Origin of the sequence: Aquabacter spiritensis (assembly GCF_004346185.1) — a bacterium.
GTDB classification, from domain to species: Bacteria; Pseudomonadota; Alphaproteobacteria; order Rhizobiales; family Xanthobacteraceae; genus Aquabacter; species Aquabacter spiritensis.
On record NZ_SMAI01000009.1, the window covers coordinates 178,328 to 199,954 of the forward strand.

Sequence of the window (21,627 nt, forward strand, 5' to 3'; positions counted from 1 at the left end):
TTGTGGGAATACGCTCTGCGTGGGGCGCCGTCATCTTCAGCCCTCGCAGTGCAGCTCGGACCTTCCCGGTGCTTGTCCGCGCGGCATCCAATGGGCGCATTTCGTGGTGCGCCCGATCCCCGGATTGAACGCGTTGCAGGGATCGAGCGCTTTGAAATGGTCGACCATCGCGGGCTTCGCGAAATAGAGATGCCCCACATTGTGCTCGGCGGGATATTCGGCGCCACGGCCATCGAGCCGCTTCCACATCGCGTGCTCGATCTCCGCGCAATTGCTGCCCTTCGCCACGATGTAGTCCTGGTGGAAGACGTGGCAGAAGAAGTGCCCGCAATACAGCTTGCGGATCAGATGCTTCTCGATCTCCACCGGCAACGTCTCGAACCAGTTCTCGTCATTGCGGCGCAGCGCGATGTCCAGCGCCACGATGTCCTCAACCTCCCCGTCGTGCACCGCGCGATAGCGGATCGCGGCGCCGGCGGCGGCGAAGCGATGCAGGAAAGCCTTGTCGCCCTCGTCGGGCGTGCATTCGAAGTAATCTCCCGTCTTCGTAGGAAAGAGCGAGGTCAGATAGGCGCGCGCTTCTGCAATCCCCTCATCCCCCATCTTCAATAGCAGATAATGCTCGAAGCGATCGCGATAGTCGGTCATGCGCTCGGGCAGATGCTTCGGGAAGAGGTGACTCAAGGCTTGCAGCAGCTTGGCGCTGAGATTCTTCGGCAGGAATATGAAGCGCCGGCACAGATTGTCGAATGCCGCCTGGAGGGCGAACAGCCGCGGGATCATGTCGGTGCCGAGGTAATTTATCACCAGGAAGGTGTCCTTGCCGTAGACCTCTGCGCAAGTGAAGGAGTCCCGGTGCATGTACTCGCCTTCGATGGGCAGCGTCTTGAATCTCTGGAGAATGTGGCGGCGAATGGCTTCGAGTTCCCCGGTGTCGTTCGAGCCGATGTAGAAGACGACCTGTTCCTTCTCCTTCGGAAAAGTGTCGAGCCGCACGGCCATGAGCATCACCTTACCGGCGCTGCCGGAGGCCTCGAACAGACGGCGCGGATCGGCATTGAAGCGGGCGGGAGTCGGCGCCGCAATATCGCGCACATGGTCCGCATACTCATGGTCGGAAGCGGCGCGGGCGGGGTCGTTGAAGATGTCGGCGGCGGTGAAGTCGCCGCTCTCTACGCGCTGAAGGATCGTCTCGGGGTCGTTGCCAAGCGCGATGCCCAGGTGATTGACGAGATGCAGCCCGCCCGCCTCATCCAGCCGCGCGAACAAAGCGAGTTGGGTGAAGGCCGGGCCGCGATGGATTAGGGCGCCGCCGGAATTGTTGCAGACGCCTCCGAACACCGATGCGCCGATGCAGGACGATCCAATAACGGAGTGCGGCGCGCGGCCGATCTTCTCCAGCGCCTTCTCCAGGTGAAACAAGGTCGTGCCGGGCAGGCACACGACCTGCGTGCCGTCATTGATCAGGTGAAGGCCTTCGATGCGCATGGTGTTGATGAGCACCACGCCGCGGTCGTAATCGTCCCCGTCTGGGGTGGAGCCGCCGGTCACGCCCGTATTGGCCGACTGCATGATCACGATCTTGTCCGCGGCGATGCAGGCCTTGAGGACGCGCCACTGCTCGACCAGGGATCCCGGCCGCACCACGGCGACCACCGGGCCGCTGCCGAACCTTATCCCGGTGCGAAAGCGGCGCGTGGCCTCGGGGCTCGTCAGGACATGCGGCCGACCGACGATCTCCTGCAGGACCGTGACGAGGTGCGCTTCATCTGTGATCGTCTTTCGTCCGGCAGCGTCGCGCATCGGGACGGCCAAGTCGAGAAATGCAGCGTCCATGGCGACAGCTCTCCCTAACGTCACCTCTGGCTATCGGCCTCATTCGGCCAACGGCCTGCCCCGGTGATCGCCCCTGAACCAGATTCGTCGGTTGCTGATGGTCGCCCGCCGCGGGCTTGATGAGACGTCAGCCTATCGCAACGGCATTGGGCGGCACATCAACAGAAGTGGTGAGGTGCCCAGATTGTAGTCCTAACTGAAAAAAGAGGGGCGGATCAGGTCGAGCCACTTCATCAGCATCCCGGTAGGTCAGGATGCGTTGAACGGGCTGAGATTTTCTGCCATCTTCCGGCTACTTTCGGGACTGCCCAAGCGTGAAAGACACGGAGCGCGAACTCGCCGACTGCGTCGGCGCCATCTATCAGGCTGGGGCCGGAGACGGCAGTTGGTTCGACGTTGGCGAACGCATCTGCCGGATTATGGATGCCAGGCGCGCCCTTCTGAATCTCGGCGGCCCCGGGGGACCTCGCAACTTGCTGATGCCTGCCGACGGCAGCGAGACCGCATATTCCGACTATTTCCATGCCAGAGACCCCTATGCCGCAAAGGCCCGCTATGACTTTGCGACAGCGCGAGCCTATCACCTCGGCAACGCGAAGCTCGGGGCCGAGCTGGTCGCCGAAACCGAACTCCTCCGCAGCGAATATTACTTCGACTTCGCTCGGCATCACGAGCGTCGACACGTGATCGGCGGCATGGCCGGCCTTACGGAGGCGACGCCGATCTTGGTGTCCCGGGGCGACGACACGGGCGCATTCGACGAAACCCATGTCCGCCTGCTTAAGACCCTGATGCCGCACGTCCAGCGCGCCATCGAGCTGCGCGCACGGCTGGGGCGGGAGGACGAGGCCGCCGCCCTGACGCGCGCCGCCCTGGACGCGCTTCCCGTAGGCGTGGGGGTCGTCGATGCGGGGTTGAAGATCCGCTTCGTCAACGATCTCGCCCGCAGGTACTTGGCCGGTCCCGATTCCGGCCTCTTCTCCATGCGCTCGGGCCCTTATGCCGGCAGCGGCGTATACCTCGCCGCCATGTCCCGCGAAGAGGCCGGCGTGCTCCGCAAACTCGTTGCCTCCGCCACATCGGGAGGCGCTGGGGGCGCGACGCGTGTCACCTCGCGCAATGGCGCCATCGCGGCGCTGACGGTCGCACCGGCGCCGCTGGGCCTCGCCAATGACGTGAGAGGTCGGGACGAAGGCGATGGCAGGGACCCTTTGGCTCTCATCCTCCTGCGGCCGCTCAACCGCAAGGCGGTGCCGCAGGCGGACATGCTGTGCGAGATGTTCGGCTTCAGCCGGGCCGAAGCGGAGGTCGCTCTCGCTCTCACCGGCGGCGCCAGCGCCGAGGATGTGGCGCGGGGACGCGGGGTCTCGCTCATGACCGTCCGCAGCCAGATCCGCTCGATCCTGGGCAAGTCGGAAGCGGAGAACCTGCGGGACTTCGAGCGCACCATGGCGACCCTCGGCGCACTTGTGCCGCAGCAGCGCTGAAGGTGGTTCGGCCGGCCCGCTGGTCGGCTCGCGTCCCGCATAGACAGTTCTGACGATGAGGCGGCGGGCCGGGCTGGCTAGGCTGCCGTCAATCGAACCGGGACTGGATGCGCGCCATGCAACAGCACGTCACGCCTGCGCCACACCGGCGCATGATCGTCGGGATCAGCTGCGCCACGGGGATCATCTACGGACTGCGCATCCTGGAAGTGCTCGGGCGCGCACTCGATCTGTACGACCTCGACACAGGCCTGTTCAATCGATGGAGCTGCGGCCCGGAAGCGGCCACGCGCGTCGCGGGCACCAGGGGAGACGCCTGATGCCGCTCACCGACCTGCGCCTTTATATCGAGGTTCTGCGCGCCCTTGGGGAAATCCAGGAGATCGACGCGCCGGTCTCCCTCGATCTGGAGCTCGGCGCCATCATCCGGCGCTGCATCGAGACCGGGGCGCCGGCGCCTTTGTTCAACACCTTCTCGGACCACCCCGGGGGGTTCCGCATCCTCGGTGCTCCGGGCGGGACCAGCGCACGGCCCGGCATGGAGCTTGTTCGCGTTGCCGTCGCGCTGGAGCTGCCGCCGACCACGGGCGGTCTTGCAATCGCCGAGGCCATTGCCGCGAGCCTCGACAGGCTGGCCATCGACCCTGTGGTCGTGGACGATGCCCCGGTCTTCGAGAACACCGTCACCGGCGCCGCGGTGGACCTCACCGCGCTTCCCGTGCCGCTGCTGCACGATGGGGACGGCGGGCGCTATCTCAACACCTTCGGCTGCATCGTCGCCCGCACGCCGGACGGAACCTGGACCAACTGGTCGATCGCTCGAATGATGGTGGTCGACGGCAAGCGTCTCTCGGGGATCGTGGCGCCGGAGCAGCACCTCGGCATCGTGGCGCAACCCTGGGCGCACAGGGGCAAGCCGATGCCGTTCGCGCTGGCGCTTGGGGTCGAACCCGCCATTCCCTTCATTTGCGGCATGCCGCTGCCCGCCCAAGTCGACGAGAGCGGGCGCCTCGGCGCGCTGCTTGGGCGAGCGATCAGGACCGTGCCGTGCAGGACGGTGGACCTCGACGCCCCCGCGAGCGCGGAGATCCTGATCGAAGGGCATCTTCATCTCGACGAATTGGTCGAGGAGGGCCCCATGGGCGAGTTCGCCGGCTACATCCCTCTCGATGCGCAGATGCGCCGGCCCACCTATCGGGTCTCCGCCATCAGCCATCGCGACAACGCCATCCTGCCGGTCGTCGTCGCCGGCGAGCCGGTGGAAGAGAACCACACCGCCTGGGGCCTGCCCAGCTCGGCACGGCTTCTGTACGAGCTGCGCAAGGCCGGCATTCCGGCCACCACGGCCTGGATTCCCTTGCAGTCGGCTCTGCACTGGCTGGTGGTCACGCTTCCCCGTCACTGGCGCCGTCGCAGCGGCGTCGGGGAGAGCGAGGCGCTCTGCCGGCGCATCGGGCAGACGGTCTTCGCGAGCAAGGCGGGGGCCCTGATCCCCAAGGTGATCGTCCTGAACGACGACGTGGACCCCACCGATGTGAAGGAGCTCGTATGGGCCTTCGCGACGCGCTGCCATCCCCTTCTCGGTCATGCGGTTTTCAACGACATCGAGGCCGCGCCTCTGCTCGCCTATCTACCCAGGAGCGAGAAGGGTTCCGGCCATACCGGCAAGATCGTTTACAACTGCCTTGCCCCGGACGAATGGGGCGAAGCCCTGCCGATGCGGGCTTCGTTCCGCCACGGCTATCCGGCGGAGGTCGTCGACCGTGTGCGTCGGCGCTGGAGCGAGTACGGCTTCAGCTAAGCGTTTCCCACCACCCCACCCACGGACCCGGACAGCCGAGCATCGACTGGCGGCCGGGAGAGAGGAAATCATGTCCGATCCATTCGAATCCACCCGTCCGGCCGAGATCGCCCCCTTCGTCGGAAAGCACATCATCTACACCTATGCCAATGGCTGGCAGTACGAGATGTATTTCAAGAACGAGCGCACCATCGACTACCGCGTGCATGGCGGCATGGTGGGCGGGCGCTGGGTCAAGGGTCAGGAAGTCCATATCGTCCGCCTCGCCGACGGCGTGTACAAGGTCTCGTGGAATGAGCCGACCGGCACCTGCGTCAGCGTCGCCTACAATCTCAATGAAAACCTCGCCCACGGCGCCACCTTCTTCCCCCGCTGGATTGAGCTGGAGCCCAAGAAGATCATCGGATTCCAGAACGAGAAGATCGACCTGATGCGCCAGTACCGGGACGCCGGGCCGACCTATCCCACCCTTCTCATCGACGAATTTGCAAAGATCACCTTCGTGGAGGATTGCGGCCGAGACGACGAAAGCGTGATTGCCTGCGCCCCCGAGGATCTGCCTGTGGGCTATGCCACCCGCCGCAATGTCGGCTGATGGGCGCTGATGGCCGGACGCCAAATGGAGGTTCGAGCGTGGTTGTCCGCGACCTTAATCGTCGTCAAGCCGCGATGCTCGGCGTAGCCTTTGCCGCGACATGGCGCGCTCCGGCGGAAGCACAGAAGAGATCCCCAATGCTCTATCCGGGCGAAGAATTGACCGAGGCGGGCGGCTATCCGGCTCTGGTGCGGTTCGAACCGGGGCGGCCGGAGCTTCCGGTCGTGGTGTTCGTCACAGGAGGAGGCGTGCTCGGTCGCGTCGCCTACGGACCGCCCGGGGGAAGGGCCGCCGATTTCCTTTGTCATTGGCTGCATGAGGAAGGCTTCCCGTCGCTGGTCCTGTCCTATCCGATCGACAACAGGGGGGCGTTCGACGCCGCATTCCCGCGATTTTCGATCACCGACTGGGCGGAACAGAGCGCCGAGATCATCGCCCGCTACATGGACCGCAATGGCCTGCCGGCGAACGCCATCGTGCTCGGCTGGAGCATGGCGGGGCGAGTTGCCGAGCCGCTTCATGCCGCGTTGCGACGAAAGGGAAAGGGCATCGAACTCTTCGTCGCGATGGCGGCCGCGTCGGCACTTCCCCATACCCTGCCCGGCCTCGACCACCTGAAGCCGGCCGCAAGCGGCCTCGCTGGGGTCAAGGGGGCCTACCTCGACTGGTTGCTCCACTGTCTTGCGGATCAGAACGCGGCTGCCGGCCACGTGGTGCTCGATGCCGACGAATTCACACGCGACATGACCGGCGATTTTCCGGTCGGGCTGGCAGCATCGGCCATGCGCTATAGAGACGGAGCTTTCGTTCCCGACCCGGCCGGAGACGCGCTCGAGGTCGGCACCGCGCAGTATCGCGCCTTTCCGACGCTCGCTTTAATGACGCACGCCTCTGCGATCGATGCCCGGCACGCTCTTACGGACCGCTCCAATTGGGGCGTCTACATCACCCAGCAGCTTTGCGAAGGTCTCGTTTTCTCGCAAACGGACAAGCTCGCTGCGCTGCCCCCCGAGAAATGGGCGTCGCTGGTCGCGTATGTCGGGCACGCCGCCCAGCGCCTGAGCGCGACGCTGCCGGGCAATCACATGTTCTTCCTTGGAGAGAATGGGGCGAGGAGAACCGTGCAGACGTTGAAGCTCCTCAGGCAAACCGCCGCAGATATTGCAGGTGATATCTCAGATCTTATGGACTGAAAAATCGCTCATTCAGTCATCTCCCGTGCGCGAACGGCAATGTTCCGGCGCACGGATCGTGCCGCGGAAGGACAGCGCGACGAGATCGCGGAAGCGTTTCGCGTCGCGCGACCTGCGCGTGACGGCGGGTTCCCGGCGATCGATGCGGCGCTCCATGTCGAGCGCCCATTCCTCGGCATCGGTGCGGCGCAGGAACGTCTTATTGACGTACTGCCCCTTCCGACGGATCTGGGCTCTCCAGGAGCCGGATTTTGGTTTAATGAAGGTCGCCAATCCGTATGCGCGTCGTATGCACGCACGCGTCGAAAAGTCGGAAATTGGCGCGTATCGTGTCGTAAATCGCGTGCACACGACGAGGCCAATCCCCTGTAGTCAAAGAATAATGTTGAAACCTCAACCATTTAGATTTTCCGTGGCGCCTATGATGGATAGCTGAGATTTATTTTATTTTTCATATACTTAACATTAGGTCATGTGCACAATGTGTGCACTGTTCGATGTCTTCTCCACGGTTTTCTTTTGCGCGCCACGCCCCCCGACAGCGCCCTTCCGAGGCACGAACGTCTTTTGCCGCTTGCTCGCCGGTCTCGGCCCCTCACTGCGGAGCGGACCCTAAAGCGGAAATCGCTTTTGGCGGAAGGAAATGTCGGATCAAGCATCATAGAGTCGCGTCGTTGGGGTGGACGCCGACGTGGATGCAACCCTCGACGTCACCGCAACTATGAGTATCAATATCAGCGAGCAGTCATAGATGCCGGAACTCGGATGGTCGTCCCTTTGTCGCCCTCGATCGAACTGCGCCATCTGCGCTACTTCGCAGTGGCCGCCGAGCACGGAAGCTTCCGAAAGGCAGGTGCGGCACTCGATGTCAAAGAATCCTCCATCAGCCGGAGCATTCGCGATTTGGAGGATGAGATCGGAGTGTCGCTGTTCATCCGGCACTCAGGCGGCGTCAATCTGACCCTGGCCGGCCAAAGGTACCTCAGCCGAACACGTCAGGCGTTGGAGCAGATTCGGGAAGCCGGCGAAGAGGCGGCTGCATTCGGCCGAGCGGAAGAAGGTCTTCTGAGAATCGGATTGTTCTCGAGGCTAGCTTCTGGCTTCCTGGCCGGTCTTTTTGACAGCTATGACCAGCGCTATTCCGGTGTGCACATCGATTTCGTGGAGGCCCCTGCAGAGAGCCATGCGGCTGCCATACGGCGGTTCGATCTCGATGCCGCCTTCGTGCTGGGCCGGCAAAGCTGGGCGGACTGCGATGCAATTCCTCTATGGAGCGAACCTTTGTTCTTCGCCTTGCCGCGCCTGCACCGACTGGCCCATATCGCGGCACTCTCCTGGCGCGATCTCATTGATGAGACTTTCCTAGTTCGGACCCAGGGTTCGGGCAATGAGGTGCGGGGCTTCCTTGAACGTAAATTCCGGGAGCTCGACATCTCGCCGCGTATCAGCACGCAGCAGCTTGCACGCTACAGCCTTTTTGGTCTCGTTGCCTCCGGGCGGGGTATTTTGCCTGTGCTGGAATCCGAGACCTCGATCAACCTGCCGGAGGTGGTCTACCGCCCTCTTATCGGCGAAGTGATCCCCTTTTCGGTGATCTATTCGCCGAAAAACGACAACCCGGCGGTGCGCACGTTGCTCAGCCTCACACGGAAGATGGCCCATGAGCGGGCTGCGACACGCTGATGCTTGCAGTGCCGCCAGTTTGACGGCGCGCCTTGGCGAATTCGCGATCGGTGGCGATGAAGCGCTCCAGCATGGGCACGATAAGCTGTGCTGGATCCGGGACAGGTTGGCCGGTTTCTCGCGCGAGGACCTCAGCATAGGCTATAAGGTCACGGTGTAGCGCGCCGGGTAACGACAGCGCCACCTTCACCGGCTTGTCGGTCGCGATGGGGCCGAGTTTCAGCTTCGCCATGGTCAATACCTGTAGGGTTCGAGCACGAGGTCACGCGTCACCATCACCCGCACCGGGAATCCCGGCCGGATGGTCAGGGTGGGCGCGACCTGCAGCTGCCGGCGGATGATCTCCTGGCCGGCATCGTTGATGGTGTCCTGCGCCCCACTCTGTAGCGCCTGGATCAACGCGTCCTGGTCATCCATGGCGAGTTCGGCGCTGACGGAGAGCAACGTCGAGAGACCGACCGCCTTGGCGAGATCCCACCAGTGCATGTCGACGCCGTCTTCGAGGCCGGCAAAGCCCTGCGCATCCGTGCCGGGCTGGCGCTCCAGCACGATGGAGCGGCCATTGGGGAAGATCAGCCGGTTCCAGACCAGCAGGATCCGGCGCTGTCCGAAGCCGACACCATTGTCGTATTGGCCGAGCAGCCGCGTGCCCTGCGGGATGATTAGAATCCGGCCGGTCGGGCTGTCAAAGACGTTCTCGGTGACCTGGGCGGTGATCTGGCCGGGCAAATCGGAGCGGATGCCGGTGATCAGCGCGGCCGGGATGACGGCGCCCGCCTGCAGCACATAAGGCGATGCCGGCGCCATGACGCGATCGGACGCCACGACGCGTCGATCGACGGCGGCATTGAGGAAGGCAAGCTGGCGATCCTGGGCTGAAGGCGTACCGCCCGGCCCGACGGCGCCAAGGGCGCTGAAGCCGGAGGCCCCCGTCACTGACGCCACCGGCGCGCGAGCCTGCGCAGCCTGGAAGAACACGCGGCTGGTCCGCGCGGCTTCCTGTTCGGCGAGGCGCCGCTGCTGCTCGGGATCGACCTGTGGCGCCGTCATTGTCGGCGGCACGACGGGCTGGCCGCGGTTCTGTGCCTCAAGGATCGGCCGGCCGAGATCGCCGGGCAACGGCGGACCGAGGATCGGGCCGGTGTAATCGCGCGGCAGGCCGGCAAGGCCGTCGGCCGTGGAGCGGTTCTGGGTGGAGTAGAGTTCCTCGCCGCCGGTGCCCTTGTCGCGACCCTGCAGCGCATAGATCAGGGCGCCGCCGATGCCGAGGCTGACGACCAGCCCGGCACCGGCAAGCACCTTGCGGGATAGGCGCGTGACGCGCGGCGGCTCGGGACGCAGCCGCATGGCGGCGGCTTGATCGTTGGCCGGAGCGCCGAGATCCGCCTCGAGGTCATGATTGTCGGGGCTGCTCATGATGCCGGCCTCCCGTCCGTGCGCTCGATCCGTACCTTCTGCGGGCGCTCGCCGCCGCCGAGGCGAAGCTCGGCCGCGCCGAACAGCCGGTCGACGATCAGGAAGTTCTGGTAGATACGGCTGTTGACGATCTGCGCTTCGCCATCAGCGCCGATGACGAAGAGCGGTGGCATCTCGCCCTGAATGACCCCGCGCGGGAACTCGACATACACCTTGCGCCCGTCGTCATAGACGGCCATCGGCCGCCAGGGCGGCGTGTCGCCGGTGAGCGCATAGCGGTAGTTGCGGGCAGTGAAGGCCGGAATGACCGGCGTCGGCGGAACACTGGGGCGCTGCGCTCCCGGAACCTGCGGATAGGCCCAGGCGACGGCCGGCATATAGGGCTTCTCGCCGGCACGCAACTCGATCATGTAGCTGCGCCGGTCGGTGGTGATGACGAGGTTGGTGGAGATGTCCGCGCGCGTCGGTTTCACCAGCACATGCACGCGCCGGCTCACACCCTCGCCGCTCTCGGTGTCGCCGATGATCCAGCGGGCGGTATCGCCGGCCGCGATCGGCCCGCTGCCGGTCAGGCTCTCGCCCGGCTCCAACGCGATGTTCGTGATCTGGCCGGGCGCTGCATAGACCTGATAGAGCGCACCCTCGCTCCAGGGATAGATCTGGATGGCGTTGTAATAGCCCTCGCGGCGCGGCTCCACCCGCGCGGCGGCATTGGCGTTATCGACGCGGGCAACCGGCGTTTTGGCGTCCGTGCCGCCCTTGGCCGGCGTCCAGGCGGGCGGCGTGTGGAGCGGGCGCGGCCGGTCATCGGTGACGACGGCTGGCACCGCAGGCAGGGCCGGCACGTCACTATCATAGCTGATCTGCGGCGGCTTCGGAGCCGAGGCGCAGCCGCCCAACATCGTCGCCGAGAGCAGAAGAACCGCAAAGGCGGATCGGCGCAGAGCCGGAGATGTGGATTTACGGAAAGACGTTTTCACTGGCTCATCTCCCGCGACCAGCTGATGGCGTTGACATAGATGCCGAGCGGATTGGTGCGCAGGCGCTCGGCATCGCGAGGTGGCTGGATCACCAGCGTCAGGATCGCGCTCCAGCGCTCGGTGGCGGCGAGCTGGCCGTTCTCATAGCGCCGCTCGACCCAGGCGACGCGGAAGGAGTCCGGCGAAGCGCGGATCACGCTGGAGACCTCGACGGCGATCTGCTGCTTGCCGACCCGCGTGAACGGATCGTTGGCGCGGGCATAGTCGTTGAGCGCGGCGGCGCCCCGATCGGTGGTGAACTCATAGGCCCGAAGCCAGTTCTGCCGCACGATCACGGGATCGGCCGGCAAGCTGCGCACCTGTTCGATGAAACGGGCGAGATGCCAGGCGATCTGCGGATCGGTCGGGCGATAATCGCCGGTGGCCGGTCCCACGGTCTGCGTCTGTCCGAGGCGGTCGACCTCGACCACCCAGGGCACGACGGTGCCCCTCGTCGATTGCCAGATCAGCACTGATGCAAAGCCAGCCGAGAGGAACAGGCTGCCAAAAGCCATCAGCCGCCAGTTCTTGGCCTGCGCCCGGGCCGAACCGATGCGCTCGTCCCAGACTTGTGCTGCCTTCTGATAGGGCGTGACCGGCTCGGGCGAGGTGCCGTAATGGGTCGCAGGTCGCTTGAAGAGGCTCATGTGCGGTCGCTCTCAGACAGGGAGACGGAAGAGCCGCCGGCATGGCTGTCACCGGCGCGCACAGCATGGGCGGCGGCGGAGAAGCCATGGCGAAGCGACTGGCCGCGCTTCATGCGCTTGGCCCAATCGGGGATCTCGCCGGCCGAGGAAGCCGAGGCGGTACCGCCGACGGCATTCGCGAGCGGTGAGATGGCGGCGGAGCCCGCAGCCCGCGCGACGCCACCCAGTCCCGAGGCGACACCCGCCATGCCGGACTGGCCTGCCGCGCCGAGGCTATAGGCTGTCGCACCTCCTCGCGCCGCGGCCGCCGTCGCCGAGAGCGCCGCCCCACCGCCGCGGACGGCGAGGCTGGCCGCACCGCCGGCCGCCATCAGCGCGCCACCGGCGGCGAGGCCCGTCCCGACGGCTGACCCGGCGCTCAGCTGTGGCCCACCGGAAACGAGGCCTGCGGCAATGCCGGGACCGAAAATGCCGAGACCGAGAAGGGAAAGGGCAGCCAGCACGATGGCCATGGCGTCATCGATGGTCGGCGTCTGGCCCCCCAAGCCAGCGGTGAACTGGCCGAACAGGGTCGAGCCGATGCCGATGATGACGGCGAGCACCATCACCTTGATGCCGGAGGAGACCACATTGCCCAGCACCCGCTCGGCCATGAAGGCGGTCTTGCCGAACAGGCCGAAGGGGATCAGCACGAAGCCGGCGAGCGTGGTCAGCTTGAACTCGATCAGGGTGACGAAGAGCTGGACGGCGAGGATGAAGAAGGAGAGCAGCACCAGCGCCCAGGCGAAGAGCAGACAGGCGATTTGGATGAAGTTCTCGAAGAAGGCGACCCAGCCCATCAGATCGGAGATGGACTCGAGCAGTGGCCTACCGGCATCGAGCCCGGTCTGCGCCACCTTGCCCGGACGCATGAGGTCGCTGACGGAAAATGCCGTGCCCGATCCCTTCAGCCCAAGCCCGGCGAAGCTCTCGAAGACGATGCGGGCGAGGTTGTTCCAGTTGCCGATGATGTAGGCGAAGACGCCGACAAACAGCGTCTTCTTGATGAGCCGCGCGATGACATCGTCATCCGCCCCCCAGGACCAGAACAGCGCCGCCAGCGTCACATCTATGACGATGAGGGTGGTGGCGATGAAGGCGACCTCGCCGCCGAGGAGCCCGAACCCGCTGTCGATATAGGAGGTGAAGACCCCAAGGAAGTTATCGATGACGCCGGTGCCGTTCATGGCTCAGCGGCCTTCGTTCGGCGCGGGACGGCCGAGAAACCGGTCGCGCGTTTGCGCCCAGACCTTCAGGCAGGCGGCGTCCTGCGCGGCGGCTTCTCCAAGCTGCTGACACTGCCGCTGCTCATCGCGCAGAGGATCGCGCTCGGCCTTGACCGTCCGACTGGGGGAAGGCTCCGCCGCCTTCTCCTCCCGGCTCATCTCCAGAACCGCCACCGTGCCGGCGATGGCCACGAAGATCACCGCGCCGAGCCGGGCCAGCATGGCTCCGTGCATGTCGGCCTCCCTCAGTTGCTGAACATGCGGGCATTGCCGGCCTGATAGCCGGCGCCCGGGGTGAGGAAGCGCCGGCGTTGCTCACGGCCCTGCTCGGCCGCGGTCGCGCGTTCCGCCTCGGACAGCGCCGCAGCGCGCCCATTGGCGGAAATCAACGCGATCAGGTCGGAAAGCTGCTGCGACTGCAAAGCGAGCAATTGGTTGCCGGCCTGCGTGGCCTGAAGGGCGCCCGTGGCACCCTGGCTCTGGCCGACGAGGGTCGCCATCTCGGCCTTGCTGGCGTCGACATTGCCGACGACGCCGGCTTGGATCCGCAGCGCATCCTGCAGGCCCCCGACGGTGGTCTGCCAGCGCGCGCGCGCCCCGGCGACGAGATTGGCATCGGAGGCCGAGAGCGGGATATTGCCATAGCGCTGCTGGAAGGCCTGGTCGATCTGGCCGACATCGAAGGCGATGCTCTGCGCCTGTCCCAGAAGCTGCTGGGTGCGCTGGACCGATTGCTGGATCTTCTGCAGCGAGGAATGCGGCAGGCTGGCGAGATTGCGGGCCTGGTTGATCAGCATCTGCGCTTCGTTCTGCAGCGAAGTGATCTGGTTGTTGATCTGCTCCAGCGCCCGGGCGGCCGAGATCATGTTCTCGGCGTAGTTCCAGGGGTCATAGACCGTGAGAGCCTGCGCGGACGGGGGCAGCACGGGTGCGAGAGCGAGCGGCGCGGTCAGCAGCGCGACGGCGAACGCGGATAGGCGCGGATGGGACAGCGTCATGGCTGCGTCTCCAGATTGGTAAGGTTGGGAATGAGGTCCGCGGCCCAGACGAGGCCGCGATGACGCAGCCAGGCGTCCAGGAAGCCGTCGCGACCGTGCGCGGCGAAGATCTTGTCGATGGCCTGTTGGTCGGACTTGGAGGACGCCGCGCACAGCGCCAGCGCGACCTGCGACAGCCCGAGTTCGAACAGCCGGTTGCCACGCCGCGACTGGCAATAGTAGTCGCGCTTCGGCATGGCCCGCGCGAGGATTTCGATCTGCCGGTCGTTCAGGCCGAAGCGGCGATATATGGCGGTGATCTGCGGCTCGATGGCCCGCTCATTGGGGAGCAGAAGACGGGTCGGGCAGCTCTCGATGATCGCCGGGGCAATCGCCGAGCCATCAATGTCGGACAGCGACTGCGTGGCGAAGATCACGCTGGCGTTCTTCTTGCGCAGCGTCTTCAGCCATTCCCGCAGCTGGCCGGCGAAGCCCTCATCGTCCAGCGCCAGCCAGCCTTCATCAATGATGATCAGGGTCGGCGATCCATCGAGCCGGTCTTCGATGCGGTGGAACAGATAGGCCAGCACCGCCGGCGCGGCCTCCGTCCCGATCAGCCCTTCGGTCTCAAAGGCTTGGACCGTGGCCGAACCCAGATGCTCGCTCTCCGCATCCAGCAGCCGGCCCCAGGCTCCGCCGATGCAGTAAGGACGCAGCGCCTGCTTCAGATCGTTGGACTGCAGGAGGACGCAGAGGCCTGTGAGGGTGCGCTCCTCGTCCGGTGCCGAGGCCAGCGATGTCAGCGCCGTCCAGATGTGCTCCTTCACCTGCGGCGTAATGGCGACACCTTCGCGGGTGAGGATGGCGACGATCCAGTCGGCGGCCCAAGCGCGTTCCGCGGCCTCATCGATGCGCGCAAGCGGCTGGAGCGCGACAGTCTCCGCGCTCCCCTCGCTGAGCCCGCCGCCGAGATCGTGCCAGTCACCGCCCATGGCAAGCGCCGCAGCGCGGATGGAGCCGCCGAAGTCGAAGGCGAAGACTTGGGCTCTCGCATAGCGCCGGAACTGCAGCGCCATCAGCGCCAGCAGCACGGACTTGCCCGCGCCGGTGGGGCCGACGACGAGGGTGTGGCCGACATCGCCGACATGGAGGCAGAATCGAAACGGGGTCGAGCCCTCGGTCTTGCCGAACAGCAGCGGCGGGGCATCGAAATGCGCGTCTCGGCTCTCGCCGGCCCACACCGCCGAGAGCGGGATCATGTGGGCGAGATTGAGCGTCGAGATCGGTGGGTGCCGGACATTGGCGTAGACGTGGCCGGGAAGTGACCCGAGCCAGGCGTCGACGGCATTGAGGCTCTCGGCCATCGCGGTGAAATCGCGACCTTGGATGACCTTCTCGACCCGCCGCAGCTTCTCGTCGGCGATGCGCGGGTCAGCGTCCCACACCGTCACCGTCGCGGTGACATGAGCGATGCCGGCATGGTCCGCGCCGAGCTCCTGCAGCGCGAGGTCGGCATCTTCAGCCTTGTTTGCGGCATCCGAGTCCACAAGGACGGAGACCTCATTGGTCATCACCTCCTTCAAGATGGCGGCGATGGATTTGCGCTTGGCGAACCATTGTCGACGGATCCTGGTGAGCAGCCGGACCGCATCCGTCTTGTCGAGCAGGATCGCCCGGGTCGACCAGCGATAGGGAAAGGCCAGGCGGTTCAGCTCATCGAGCAGGCCGGGCGTCGTCACCGTGGGAAAGCCGGTGATGGTCAGCACCCGCAGATGTTGGTCACCAAGGCGCGGGTCCAGCCCGCCCGTGAGCGGCTGATCGGCCAACAGCGCGTCGAGATAGATCGGCGTCTCCGGCACGCGGACGCGGTGCCTGTGCGTCGAGATGCAGCCATGCAGGTAGGTCAGCGTTTCGCCATCGTCGAGCCAGCGACATTCCGGCATGAAGGCGTCGATGAGGTTGAGAAGCCGATCGGTCCGGTCGGCAAAGCCGCGCAACGTCTCATGGGGATCAAGGCCCGCCTGATCGCGGCCCTCATAGAGCCAGCCTTCGGTGCGCGCCGCATCCTCGGCTGGAGGCAGGAAGGTGAAGGTTAGGAAGTAGCTCGACTCGAAATGGCTGCCGGCCTCTTCGAAATCGGCCCTCCGCTCGGCATCAACCAAAGCGGAAGCGGCATCCGGGAAGGCGCTCGCCGGATAGGCCGCGGCGGCATGGCGCTGCGCCTCCACGAAGATCGCCCATCCCGATCCGAGGCGACGAAAGGCGTTGTTCAGCCGTCCGGCGGCCGCGACGAGCTCGGCGGGCACGGCGCTGTCGAGGTCCGGCCCACGAAACCGCGCCGTGCGCTGGAATGAGCCGTCCTTGTTCAGCACGATGCTTGGGGCGACAAGCGCCGCCCAGGGCAGGAAATCGGCAAGACGGCGGTTGCGGCTGCGATACTCGGCGAGGTTCATCATCTCGGCACCCCGCTCAGACCGAGAGATGCGCGGGGATGCGCAGATGCCGCCGCACCACCTCGACGAAAAGCGGATCGCGCTTCGCGGCCCAAACCGCCGCGAGATGGCCAATCACCCCGATGGCGAGGCCGACCAGCCACAGGCGCAGGCCGAGACCTACGGCTCCGGCAAGCGTGCCATTGACGATGGCGATGGCACGCGGCGCGCCGCCGAGCAGGATCGGCTCGATTAGCGCCCGGTGGACCGGCACGCTGAAGCCGGGAACCTCGACCGCTTCGCCCATCAGACCAGCGCTCCGCCGCCGAAGGAGAAGAAGGACAGGAAGAAGCTCGAGGCGGCGAAGGCGATCGACAGGCCGAACACGATCTGGATCAGCCGCCGGAAGCCACCCGACGTGTCGCCAAAGGCCAGCGCCAGCCCGGTCGAGATGATGACGATGACGGCGATGATCTTGGCGACGGGCCCCTCGATCGACTGGAGGATGGATTGCAGCGGCGCCTCCCACGGCATGGACGAGCCGGAGGCATGAGCGCTGGCCGTGGCCATCAGGCTGACGCAGGTGGCAGACACAGCCAGTCGGGCTGCGCTGCCGGCGCGATGGAGCGATCGGATCATGTGGGATCTCCGGTGATTAGAGGAGTGACGCGGTAGTCGCCATCGGGGCCGAGGCCCTCGACATGGGCGAGTTCTGTGAGCCGGCGCGCCGCGCCGCGCCCCGAGAGCACGGCCACGAGATTGATGGTCTCGGCGATCAACGCGCGCGGGACGGTGACGACGGCTTCCTGGATGAGTTGCTCCATCCGCCGCAGGGCGCCGAGCGCGCTGCCGGCATGGATGGTGCCGATGCCCCCGGGATGGCCGGTGCCCCAGGCCTTCAAAAGGTCCAGCGCCTCAGCGCCGCGCACCTCGCCGATGGGAATGCGGTCGGGACGCAGGCGCAGCGCGGAACGAACAAGGTCGGATAGCGAGGCGACGCCGTCCATGGTGCGCAGAGCGACGAGGTTCGGCGCCGCGCATTGCAGCTCGCGTGTATCCTCAATGAGCACGACGCGATCGGACGTTTTTGCCACCTCCGCAAGCAGCGCGTTGGTCAGCGTGGTCTTGCCCGTCGAGGTGCCGCCGGCCACCAGGATGTTGGCGCGGGACGCAACGGCCGATCGCAGGGCTTGTGCCTGTCCGGCGGGCATGATCCCGGCGCGGACATAGTCCTCGAGCGTGAACACCGCGACGGCGGGCTTACGGATGGCAAAGGTCGGGGCCGCCACGACCGGCGGCAACAGGCCCTCGAAACGTTCGCCGGTCTCGGGCAGTTCGGCTGAAACACGCGGTGCTCCCGCATGCACCTCGGCGCCGACATGGTGTGCGAGGAGCCGCACAATGCGCTCGCCATCCGCTGCCGACAGCTTCTCGCCTGTGTCGCCCAACCCTTCTGAGAGCCGGTCGATCCACAGCCGCCCGTCCGGGTTCAGCATCACCTCGACGATGGCCGAGTCTTCCAGATGCCGGGCGATCGCCGGACCCAGTGCCGTGCGCAGCATCCGCGCGCCGCGGGCAAAACCCTGATGATGTTGTGCTGCCGCCATCCCAACCCCGACAATGCCGGGGTCATGACGATCTCATCCCGGGTGGGGATGATTAAAAGAGCCCGATATTGGGCCGGTTCAACAGGATTCCATCCGCGTCGCAGCGTGGCGTGCAATGACAGGCGAACGGCGGAGTTGCGCCAGAAGCAGAAGGTCGCTGCGACGACGTCATGATCGACCGCTTTGGGGCCGGTGGCAGACTGTCCGCTATTGGGGGACTTCAAACGGAAGCGGACATATCGCCGATGAATGTCCGATGCCGAGACTGACCCTTAACGGACGCTGTTAACGTCCACTCGTCGGACTTGGCTTTTCGATCGAGGGAACGCTGATGCGGCTAATCACCTAGGAGCGGATGGGTTCCGTTTAGGTGGTATTGCAAAAATCCCGCGCGAGTCGGCGGGCCTCTTGCTTTGGCCGCGCTGTTCGTCGAGCGTGTGACGTTCGATCCGTGCGGGAGGGGACAAAATGACGGCGGACTTCGATGCAGCGGTGGAGGACGTGACCGCACATCTCACTTCGGAGCGTCAGGCGTGGCTCTTCGGCGCTGGCATCAGCTGCCGCTCGGGGCTTCCGCTAATGTACCCTCTCACCGAACTCGTGGCGGCGAACTATGCAGATGCGGCGGCAGACCATCACGTGCTTTTCGCGTGTCTGAAGTCGAGCCTGCCTGACACGGCTCATATCGAACACGTACTCAGCCAGCTCGGCGACTTTATCGCACTAGCCGAAAGGTCTAAGGACCAGAAAATCGCCATCGGCAGCGCGGAATATGCGGTGGAGACACTTCGTGCGCTGCACGGCAGAATTCGTGACGCAATCCGTGACGTGATCCGGCGGGGCTATCTGCCTGGAGCGGGCGGCGAGGCCCCGAAGGTCGCCGAAGAGGGGACGCATGTTGTGAAGGTCGAGTACCATCGCGATTTTCTTCGGACCCTTTTTGCGGCTCGCGACAAGGTAGGCCGCCCCCTGCGCCCCGTCGTTTTCTTCACTCTGAACTATGACACGCTGATTGAAGATGCGCTTGCCCTCGAACGGATCAGCTTCGTCGATGGGTTCAGCGGCGGGGCAATGGCCTATTGGGCCCCCGAGACGGCCTATGCAGAAACCGGCGCTGGCGGTCGGGTAGCAGCTCACTTGATCAAGTTGCATGGCTCGATTGACTGGCACGCCGAAGGTACCGGATCGGTCATCCGCTGTCGTGAGGGGTGCGGCTATCCCGAGCGGGCGGGCAATGTGCTGATCTACCCGCAGGCCACCAAGTACGTGGCTACCCAGCGCGATCCCTTTGCCTTGCTGTTCGAGAAGCTGCGCGAGGTGTTGCGTTCGCCGCAGCCGATGGTCTTTGCGATCTGCGGCTACAGCTTCGGCGACGAGCACGTAGACCTCCAGATCGAGGAAGCTATGGCCAAGCCCGACTGCAAGACGGTGTTGGTAGCGTTCGTTCGTGAGCAGGAGAAGGCGGGCATATCCCAGTTGCCGGACAAGCTCGTTGATTGGATGGCAAATAAGCCGTGGGCCAACCGCATCTTCGCCCTTACCGACAAAGGCCTCTACCACGGCAGCACCACGAACCTTTCCCAGGCGGACGAAACTTATGAGTGGTGGACCTTCGAGGGGCTGACCAAGTTCCTCGGCGACGGCCCGCAGCACGTGGAAGACAACGTCGTGGCTTTCCCTGCGCTTGTCGCGGGCGTCGAGGACGCTGCTGCTGTTGGGAGCGCCGAATGAGGCCCTTCGACGTCGTCCCCGACCTCAAGATCGGTTCGATCATTGAGGTTTCCGGAACCACCGCCCGTGTCGAACTCGATGGCGGCATTACCGAACTCAACCGCACCTACCAGGGGCGGGTGTACGCCGTCGGTCAGATCGCCAGTGTCGTGAAAATCCATTTCGGTAGGCGGGTCCTCTTCGCGTATGTCCGGCTTCTGCGGATGCGGTCCGATATGCAACTCGAAGGCGGCGGCCCTACGTTGCCGCCTGAGCGCGATCAGCGGATCATGGAGATTGATCTTTTCGGGGAGGGCGTCTGGCACGCCAACCATAGCATCCTGGAATTCGGTCGGGGCGTCACGACTTATCCCTTGCCCCTGCAAGGGGTCTACCTGATGGCGCATCAGGAAGTGCAGGCCCTTTTCACTGCTGCGGAACAGCAGCGGGGGGACGGCGAGGACCCCATGGTTGAGATCGGTCGCTACGTGGGCGCCGAAGCCGCCGTAGCTCGCGCCAACATCAACAAGATGTTCGGCCAGCACTGCGCCATTCTCGGCTCCACGGGCTCGGGTAAATCCGCGACGGTCGCGGCCCTGCTTCACGGCTTGCTCAACCAGCCCAGCGCAGCCGGCACCTGGCGCCCACGAATCGTCGTCATTGATCCTCATGGTGAGTACGCCAAGGCGTTCGGGGAGCGCGCGATCGTTTATAGGGCCTACGACTCCAGCGCCGGTGGTGAAGAAGCCGCGCGGCCAATCCTTCGGCTTCCGTACTGGCTTATGACCGGTGATGAGTTCCGATCGCTGGTCATCGGCAAGACCGAAGAGGAAGCCACTTCGCAGAACAATATCGTCTACAAGGCGCTGGCCCATGCTCGCATGGTGCACCTGAAGCTCATCGAAGCCTCCAAAAGCTGGATCGATCAGACCACGGACAAGGTGCCGGACGATCCACGCCCGTTGAAGAATGAAGACGCAGCGAAGGTCGCCGCATTCGACCGTGATCTGCCTTTCCCGTTTTCGCTAGATGAATTCGTCGCTCACATCGTCGAAGAGCAAGGCGTAACGACGGACGCGAAGGGGGCGGTCAAGCGAAAGTCGGTGACGGATTCTAAGTCGCACCGCTCGATCTTGGACAAGCTGAATGTCCTGCGCGCCGATCCGCGTCTCTCGTTCATGCTCAAGAACCACGCCGACGGCGACCCTGAGCTTGCCGAGATCATTGCGCAGTTCGTGGGGGAGAACGCGGCGAATGAGCAGAAGGACATCAGGATCGTTGATATCTCCGGCCTCCCAAATGAGGTCGCCGGCCCGCTCGCTGCAGTCATAGCCAGGCTGCTCTTCCAATACAAGATTTGGCAGACGCGCGAGGAGCGAGAGCGCGATCCCGTTCTGCTCGTCTGCGAAGAGGCGCACCGCTATGTGCCCAACCACGGGCAGGCAGAGTACGAGGCTGCCCAAGTGGCCATTCGGCGCCTTGCACGTGAGGGGCGCAAATACGGCCTTGGCCTGATGCTCGTCTCGCAACGGCCAGCGGATGTTGAGAGTACGGTGCTCTCCCAGTGCAATAGCTGGGTGATCCTTCGCCTCACCAACTCCGCCGACCAGGAGCACGTCGGGCGCTTCCTACCCGATAGCCTTGCTGGCCTAACCAAGCTACTCCCGTCACTTGTCCGGCGCGAAGCCGTCTTCGTCGGGGAGGCTGCCGCTATCCCTGCGAGGATCAAAATCCGCGAACTCAGCGAGCAACAGCTCCCCGACTCGAACGACATTAAGTTCGCCGATGGCTGGGCCAAACCACCCATTCGACGCGCAGACATCGAGGCCGTGGTGAAACGGTGGCGTCGTGAGGTTTAAGCCTTACTAAGTGAAGCGCTTATCAATTAGGTCATACCGATTCTGAATGGACATGAAGTCCCGTTCATCCTAGGGAGGGGCAGATTCAAAGTAAAGCTAG

The 21,627-nt window shown here is 64.9% G+C and carries 21 protein-coding genes; 8 read left to right on the top strand and 13 right to left on the bottom strand.

The window, feature by feature from the left end; translation table 11 throughout:
- Positions 1–36 precede the first annotated feature (36 nt).
- Positions 37–1,836, bottom strand: a complete 1,800-nt coding sequence (dld, locus tag EDC64_RS14960; RefSeq protein WP_420808961.1) for a D-lactate dehydrogenase — start codon at positions 1,834–1,836, stop codon at positions 37–39.
- A gap of 314 nt (positions 1,837–2,150) precedes the next feature.
- On the opposite strand from dld, the gene EDC64_RS14965 reads away from it, so the two are divergent.
- The 5 genes from EDC64_RS14965 (at position 2,151) to EDC64_RS14985 (ending at position 6,912) form a co-directional block, all read left to right on the top strand.
- Positions 2,151–3,323 (top strand): PAS domain-containing protein, encoded by a 1,173-nt coding sequence (locus tag EDC64_RS14965; protein ID WP_132032731.1) that lies wholly within the window; start codon positions 2,151–2,153, stop codon positions 3,321–3,323.
- 116 nt (positions 3,324–3,439) lie between these two features.
- A complete protein-coding gene (locus EDC64_RS14970; RefSeq protein ID WP_132032733.1) occupies positions 3,440–3,643 on the top strand; it encodes a hypothetical protein in 204 nt (67 codons plus the stop codon).
- Entirely contained in the window at positions 3,643–5,124 is a 1,482-nt protein-coding gene (locus tag EDC64_RS14975) for a UbiD family decarboxylase (protein WP_165933787.1), read from the top strand. Before EDC64_RS14970 ends, EDC64_RS14975 begins: the two co-directional genes overlap by 1 nt.
- 70 nt (positions 5,125–5,194) lie before the next feature.
- Complete coding sequence (locus tag EDC64_RS14980) at positions 5,195–5,719, top strand: phenolic acid decarboxylase (RefSeq protein ID WP_132032737.1); 525 nt, start codon at positions 5,195–5,197, stop codon at positions 5,717–5,719.
- 137 nt (positions 5,720–5,856) lie between these two features.
- Positions 5,857–6,912 carry a hypothetical protein gene (locus tag EDC64_RS14985; protein ID WP_165933788.1) on the top strand — a complete coding sequence of 352 codons (1,056 nt, stop codon included), beginning with the start codon at positions 5,857–5,859 and terminating at the stop codon, positions 6,910–6,912.
- Positions 6,913–6,924: 12 nt separating this feature from the next.
- Here the strand turns inward: EDC64_RS14985 and EDC64_RS14990 are convergent, their stop codons facing one another.
- Entirely contained in the window at positions 6,925–7,185 is a 261-nt protein-coding gene (locus EDC64_RS14990; protein WP_207916098.1) for a hypothetical protein, read from the bottom strand.
- A gap of 492 nt (positions 7,186–7,677) precedes the next feature.
- Here EDC64_RS14990 and EDC64_RS14995 point away from each other — a divergent pair, with 492 nt between their 5' ends.
- Entirely contained in the window at positions 7,678–8,595 is a 918-nt protein-coding gene (locus EDC64_RS14995) for a LysR family transcriptional regulator (protein ID WP_132032741.1), read from the top strand.
- Here EDC64_RS14995 and EDC64_RS15000 read toward each other — a convergent pair.
- From EDC64_RS15000 to trbB, 11 genes are read right to left on the bottom strand one after another with little or no spacing between them, the layout of a single operon-like run.
- A complete protein-coding gene (locus EDC64_RS15000; protein WP_132032743.1) occupies positions 8,555–8,827 on the bottom strand; it encodes a DUF2274 domain-containing protein in 273 nt (90 codons plus the stop codon). The two genes, EDC64_RS14995 and EDC64_RS15000, sit on opposite strands and share 41 nt — an antisense overlap.
- A 2-nt stretch (positions 8,828–8,829) precedes the next feature.
- Complete coding sequence (locus EDC64_RS15005) at positions 8,830–10,011, bottom strand: TraB/TrbI/VirB10 family type IV secretion system protein (protein ID WP_132032745.1); 1,182 nt, start codon at positions 10,009–10,011, stop codon at positions 8,830–8,832.
- Entirely contained in the window at positions 10,008–10,991 is a 984-nt protein-coding gene (trbG, locus tag EDC64_RS15010) for a P-type conjugative transfer protein TrbG (RefSeq protein ID WP_132032747.1), read from the bottom strand. The genes EDC64_RS15005 and trbG overlap by 4 nt, the downstream gene beginning before the upstream one ends.
- Positions 10,988–11,677 carry a conjugal transfer protein TrbF gene (gene trbF / locus EDC64_RS15015; protein WP_132032749.1) on the bottom strand — a complete coding sequence of 230 codons (690 nt, stop codon included), beginning with the start codon at positions 11,675–11,677 and terminating at the stop codon, positions 10,988–10,990. The genes trbG and trbF overlap by 4 nt, the downstream gene beginning before the upstream one ends.
- A complete protein-coding gene (gene trbL / locus EDC64_RS15020) occupies positions 11,674–12,903 on the bottom strand; it encodes a P-type conjugative transfer protein TrbL (RefSeq protein ID WP_132032751.1) in 1,230 nt (409 codons plus the stop codon). Before trbL ends, trbF begins: the two co-directional genes overlap by 4 nt.
- Positions 12,904–12,906: 3 nt before the next feature.
- On the bottom strand, positions 12,907–13,176 hold the full coding sequence (trbK-alt, locus tag EDC64_RS15025; RefSeq protein WP_132032753.1) for a putative entry exclusion protein TrbK-alt: 270 nt from the start codon (positions 13,174–13,176) through the stop codon (positions 12,907–12,909).
- A gap of 11 nt (positions 13,177–13,187) precedes the next feature.
- Positions 13,188–13,940: a P-type conjugative transfer protein TrbJ gene (gene trbJ, locus EDC64_RS15030; protein WP_132032755.1), complete on the bottom strand. Its 753-nt coding sequence runs from the start codon at positions 13,938–13,940 to the stop codon at positions 13,188–13,190.
- Positions 13,937–16,375: a conjugal transfer protein TrbE gene (gene trbE, locus EDC64_RS15035; RefSeq protein ID WP_132032757.1), complete on the bottom strand. Its 2,439-nt coding sequence runs from the start codon at positions 16,373–16,375 to the stop codon at positions 13,937–13,939. Before trbE ends, trbJ begins: the two co-directional genes overlap by 4 nt.
- A 13-nt stretch (positions 16,376–16,388) precedes the next feature.
- On the bottom strand, positions 16,389–16,658 hold the full coding sequence (locus EDC64_RS15040; protein ID WP_132032759.1) for a VirB3 family type IV secretion system protein: 270 nt from the start codon (positions 16,656–16,658) through the stop codon (positions 16,389–16,391).
- On the bottom strand, positions 16,658–16,990 hold the full coding sequence (locus EDC64_RS15045; protein WP_132032761.1) for a TrbC/VirB2 family type IV secretion system protein: 333 nt from the start codon (positions 16,988–16,990) through the stop codon (positions 16,658–16,660). Before EDC64_RS15045 ends, EDC64_RS15040 begins: the two co-directional genes overlap by 1 nt.
- On the bottom strand, positions 16,987–17,958 hold the full coding sequence (gene trbB, locus EDC64_RS15050) for a P-type conjugative transfer ATPase TrbB (protein WP_132032763.1): 972 nt from the start codon (positions 17,956–17,958) through the stop codon (positions 16,987–16,989). Before trbB ends, EDC64_RS15045 begins: the two co-directional genes overlap by 4 nt.
- Before the next feature lie 468 nt (positions 17,959–18,426).
- Here trbB and EDC64_RS15055 point away from each other — a divergent pair, with 468 nt between their 5' ends.
- The gene (locus tag EDC64_RS15055; RefSeq protein WP_132032765.1) at positions 18,427–19,689 is read left to right on the top strand and encodes an SIR2 family protein; all 1,263 of its coding nucleotides are present in this window, start codon (positions 18,427–18,429) and stop codon (positions 19,687–19,689) included.
- Entirely contained in the window at positions 19,686–21,527 is a 1,842-nt protein-coding gene (locus EDC64_RS15060) for an ATP-binding protein (protein WP_132032767.1), read from the top strand. Before EDC64_RS15055 ends, EDC64_RS15060 begins: the two co-directional genes overlap by 4 nt.
- Positions 21,528–21,627: the final 100 nt, after the last annotated feature.

Coding starts and splice junctions, on each gene's coding strand:
- dld (WP_420808961.1), bottom strand. CDS start 1,836: ATGGACGCTGCATTTCTCGACTTGGCCGTCCCGATGCGCGACGCTGCC.
- EDC64_RS14970 (WP_132032733.1), top strand. CDS start 3,440: ATGCAACAGCACGTCACGCCTGCGCCACACCGGCGCATGATCGTCGGG.
- EDC64_RS14975 (WP_165933787.1), top strand. CDS start 3,643: ATGCCGCTCACCGACCTGCGCCTTTATATCGAGGTTCTGCGCGCCCTT.
- EDC64_RS14980 (WP_132032737.1), top strand. CDS start 5,195: ATGTCCGATCCATTCGAATCCACCCGTCCGGCCGAGATCGCCCCCTTC.
- EDC64_RS14985 (WP_165933788.1), top strand. CDS start 5,857: ATGCTCTATCCGGGCGAAGAATTGACCGAGGCGGGCGGCTATCCGGCT.
- EDC64_RS14995 (WP_132032741.1), top strand. CDS start 7,678: ATGGTCGTCCCTTTGTCGCCCTCGATCGAACTGCGCCATCTGCGCTAC.
- EDC64_RS15000 (WP_132032743.1), bottom strand. CDS start 8,827: ATGGCGAAGCTGAAACTCGGCCCCATCGCGACCGACAAGCCGGTGAAG.
- EDC64_RS15005 (WP_132032745.1), bottom strand. CDS start 10,011: ATGAGCAGCCCCGACAATCATGACCTCGAGGCGGATCTCGGCGCTCCG.
- trbF (WP_132032749.1), bottom strand. CDS start 11,677: ATGAGCCTCTTCAAGCGACCTGCGACCCATTACGGCACCTCGCCCGAG.
- trbL (WP_132032751.1), bottom strand. CDS start 12,903: ATGAACGGCACCGGCGTCATCGATAACTTCCTTGGGGTCTTCACCTCC.
- trbK-alt (WP_132032753.1), bottom strand. CDS start 13,176: ATGCACGGAGCCATGCTGGCCCGGCTCGGCGCGGTGATCTTCGTGGCC.
- trbJ (WP_132032755.1), bottom strand. CDS start 13,940: ATGACGCTGTCCCATCCGCGCCTATCCGCGTTCGCCGTCGCGCTGCTG.
- trbE (WP_132032757.1), bottom strand. CDS start 16,375: ATGATGAACCTCGCCGAGTATCGCAGCCGCAACCGCCGTCTTGCCGAT.
- EDC64_RS15040 (WP_132032759.1), bottom strand. CDS start 16,658: ATGGGCGAAGCGGTCGAGGTTCCCGGCTTCAGCGTGCCGGTCCACCGG.
- EDC64_RS15045 (WP_132032761.1), bottom strand. CDS start 16,990: ATGATCCGATCGCTCCATCGCGCCGGCAGCGCAGCCCGACTGGCTGTG.
- trbB (WP_132032763.1), bottom strand. CDS start 17,958: ATGGCGGCAGCACAACATCATCAGGGTTTTGCCCGCGGCGCGCGGATG.
- EDC64_RS15055 (WP_132032765.1), top strand. CDS start 18,427: ATGACGGCGGACTTCGATGCAGCGGTGGAGGACGTGACCGCACATCTC.
- EDC64_RS15060 (WP_132032767.1), top strand. CDS start 19,686: ATGAGGCCCTTCGACGTCGTCCCCGACCTCAAGATCGGTTCGATCATT.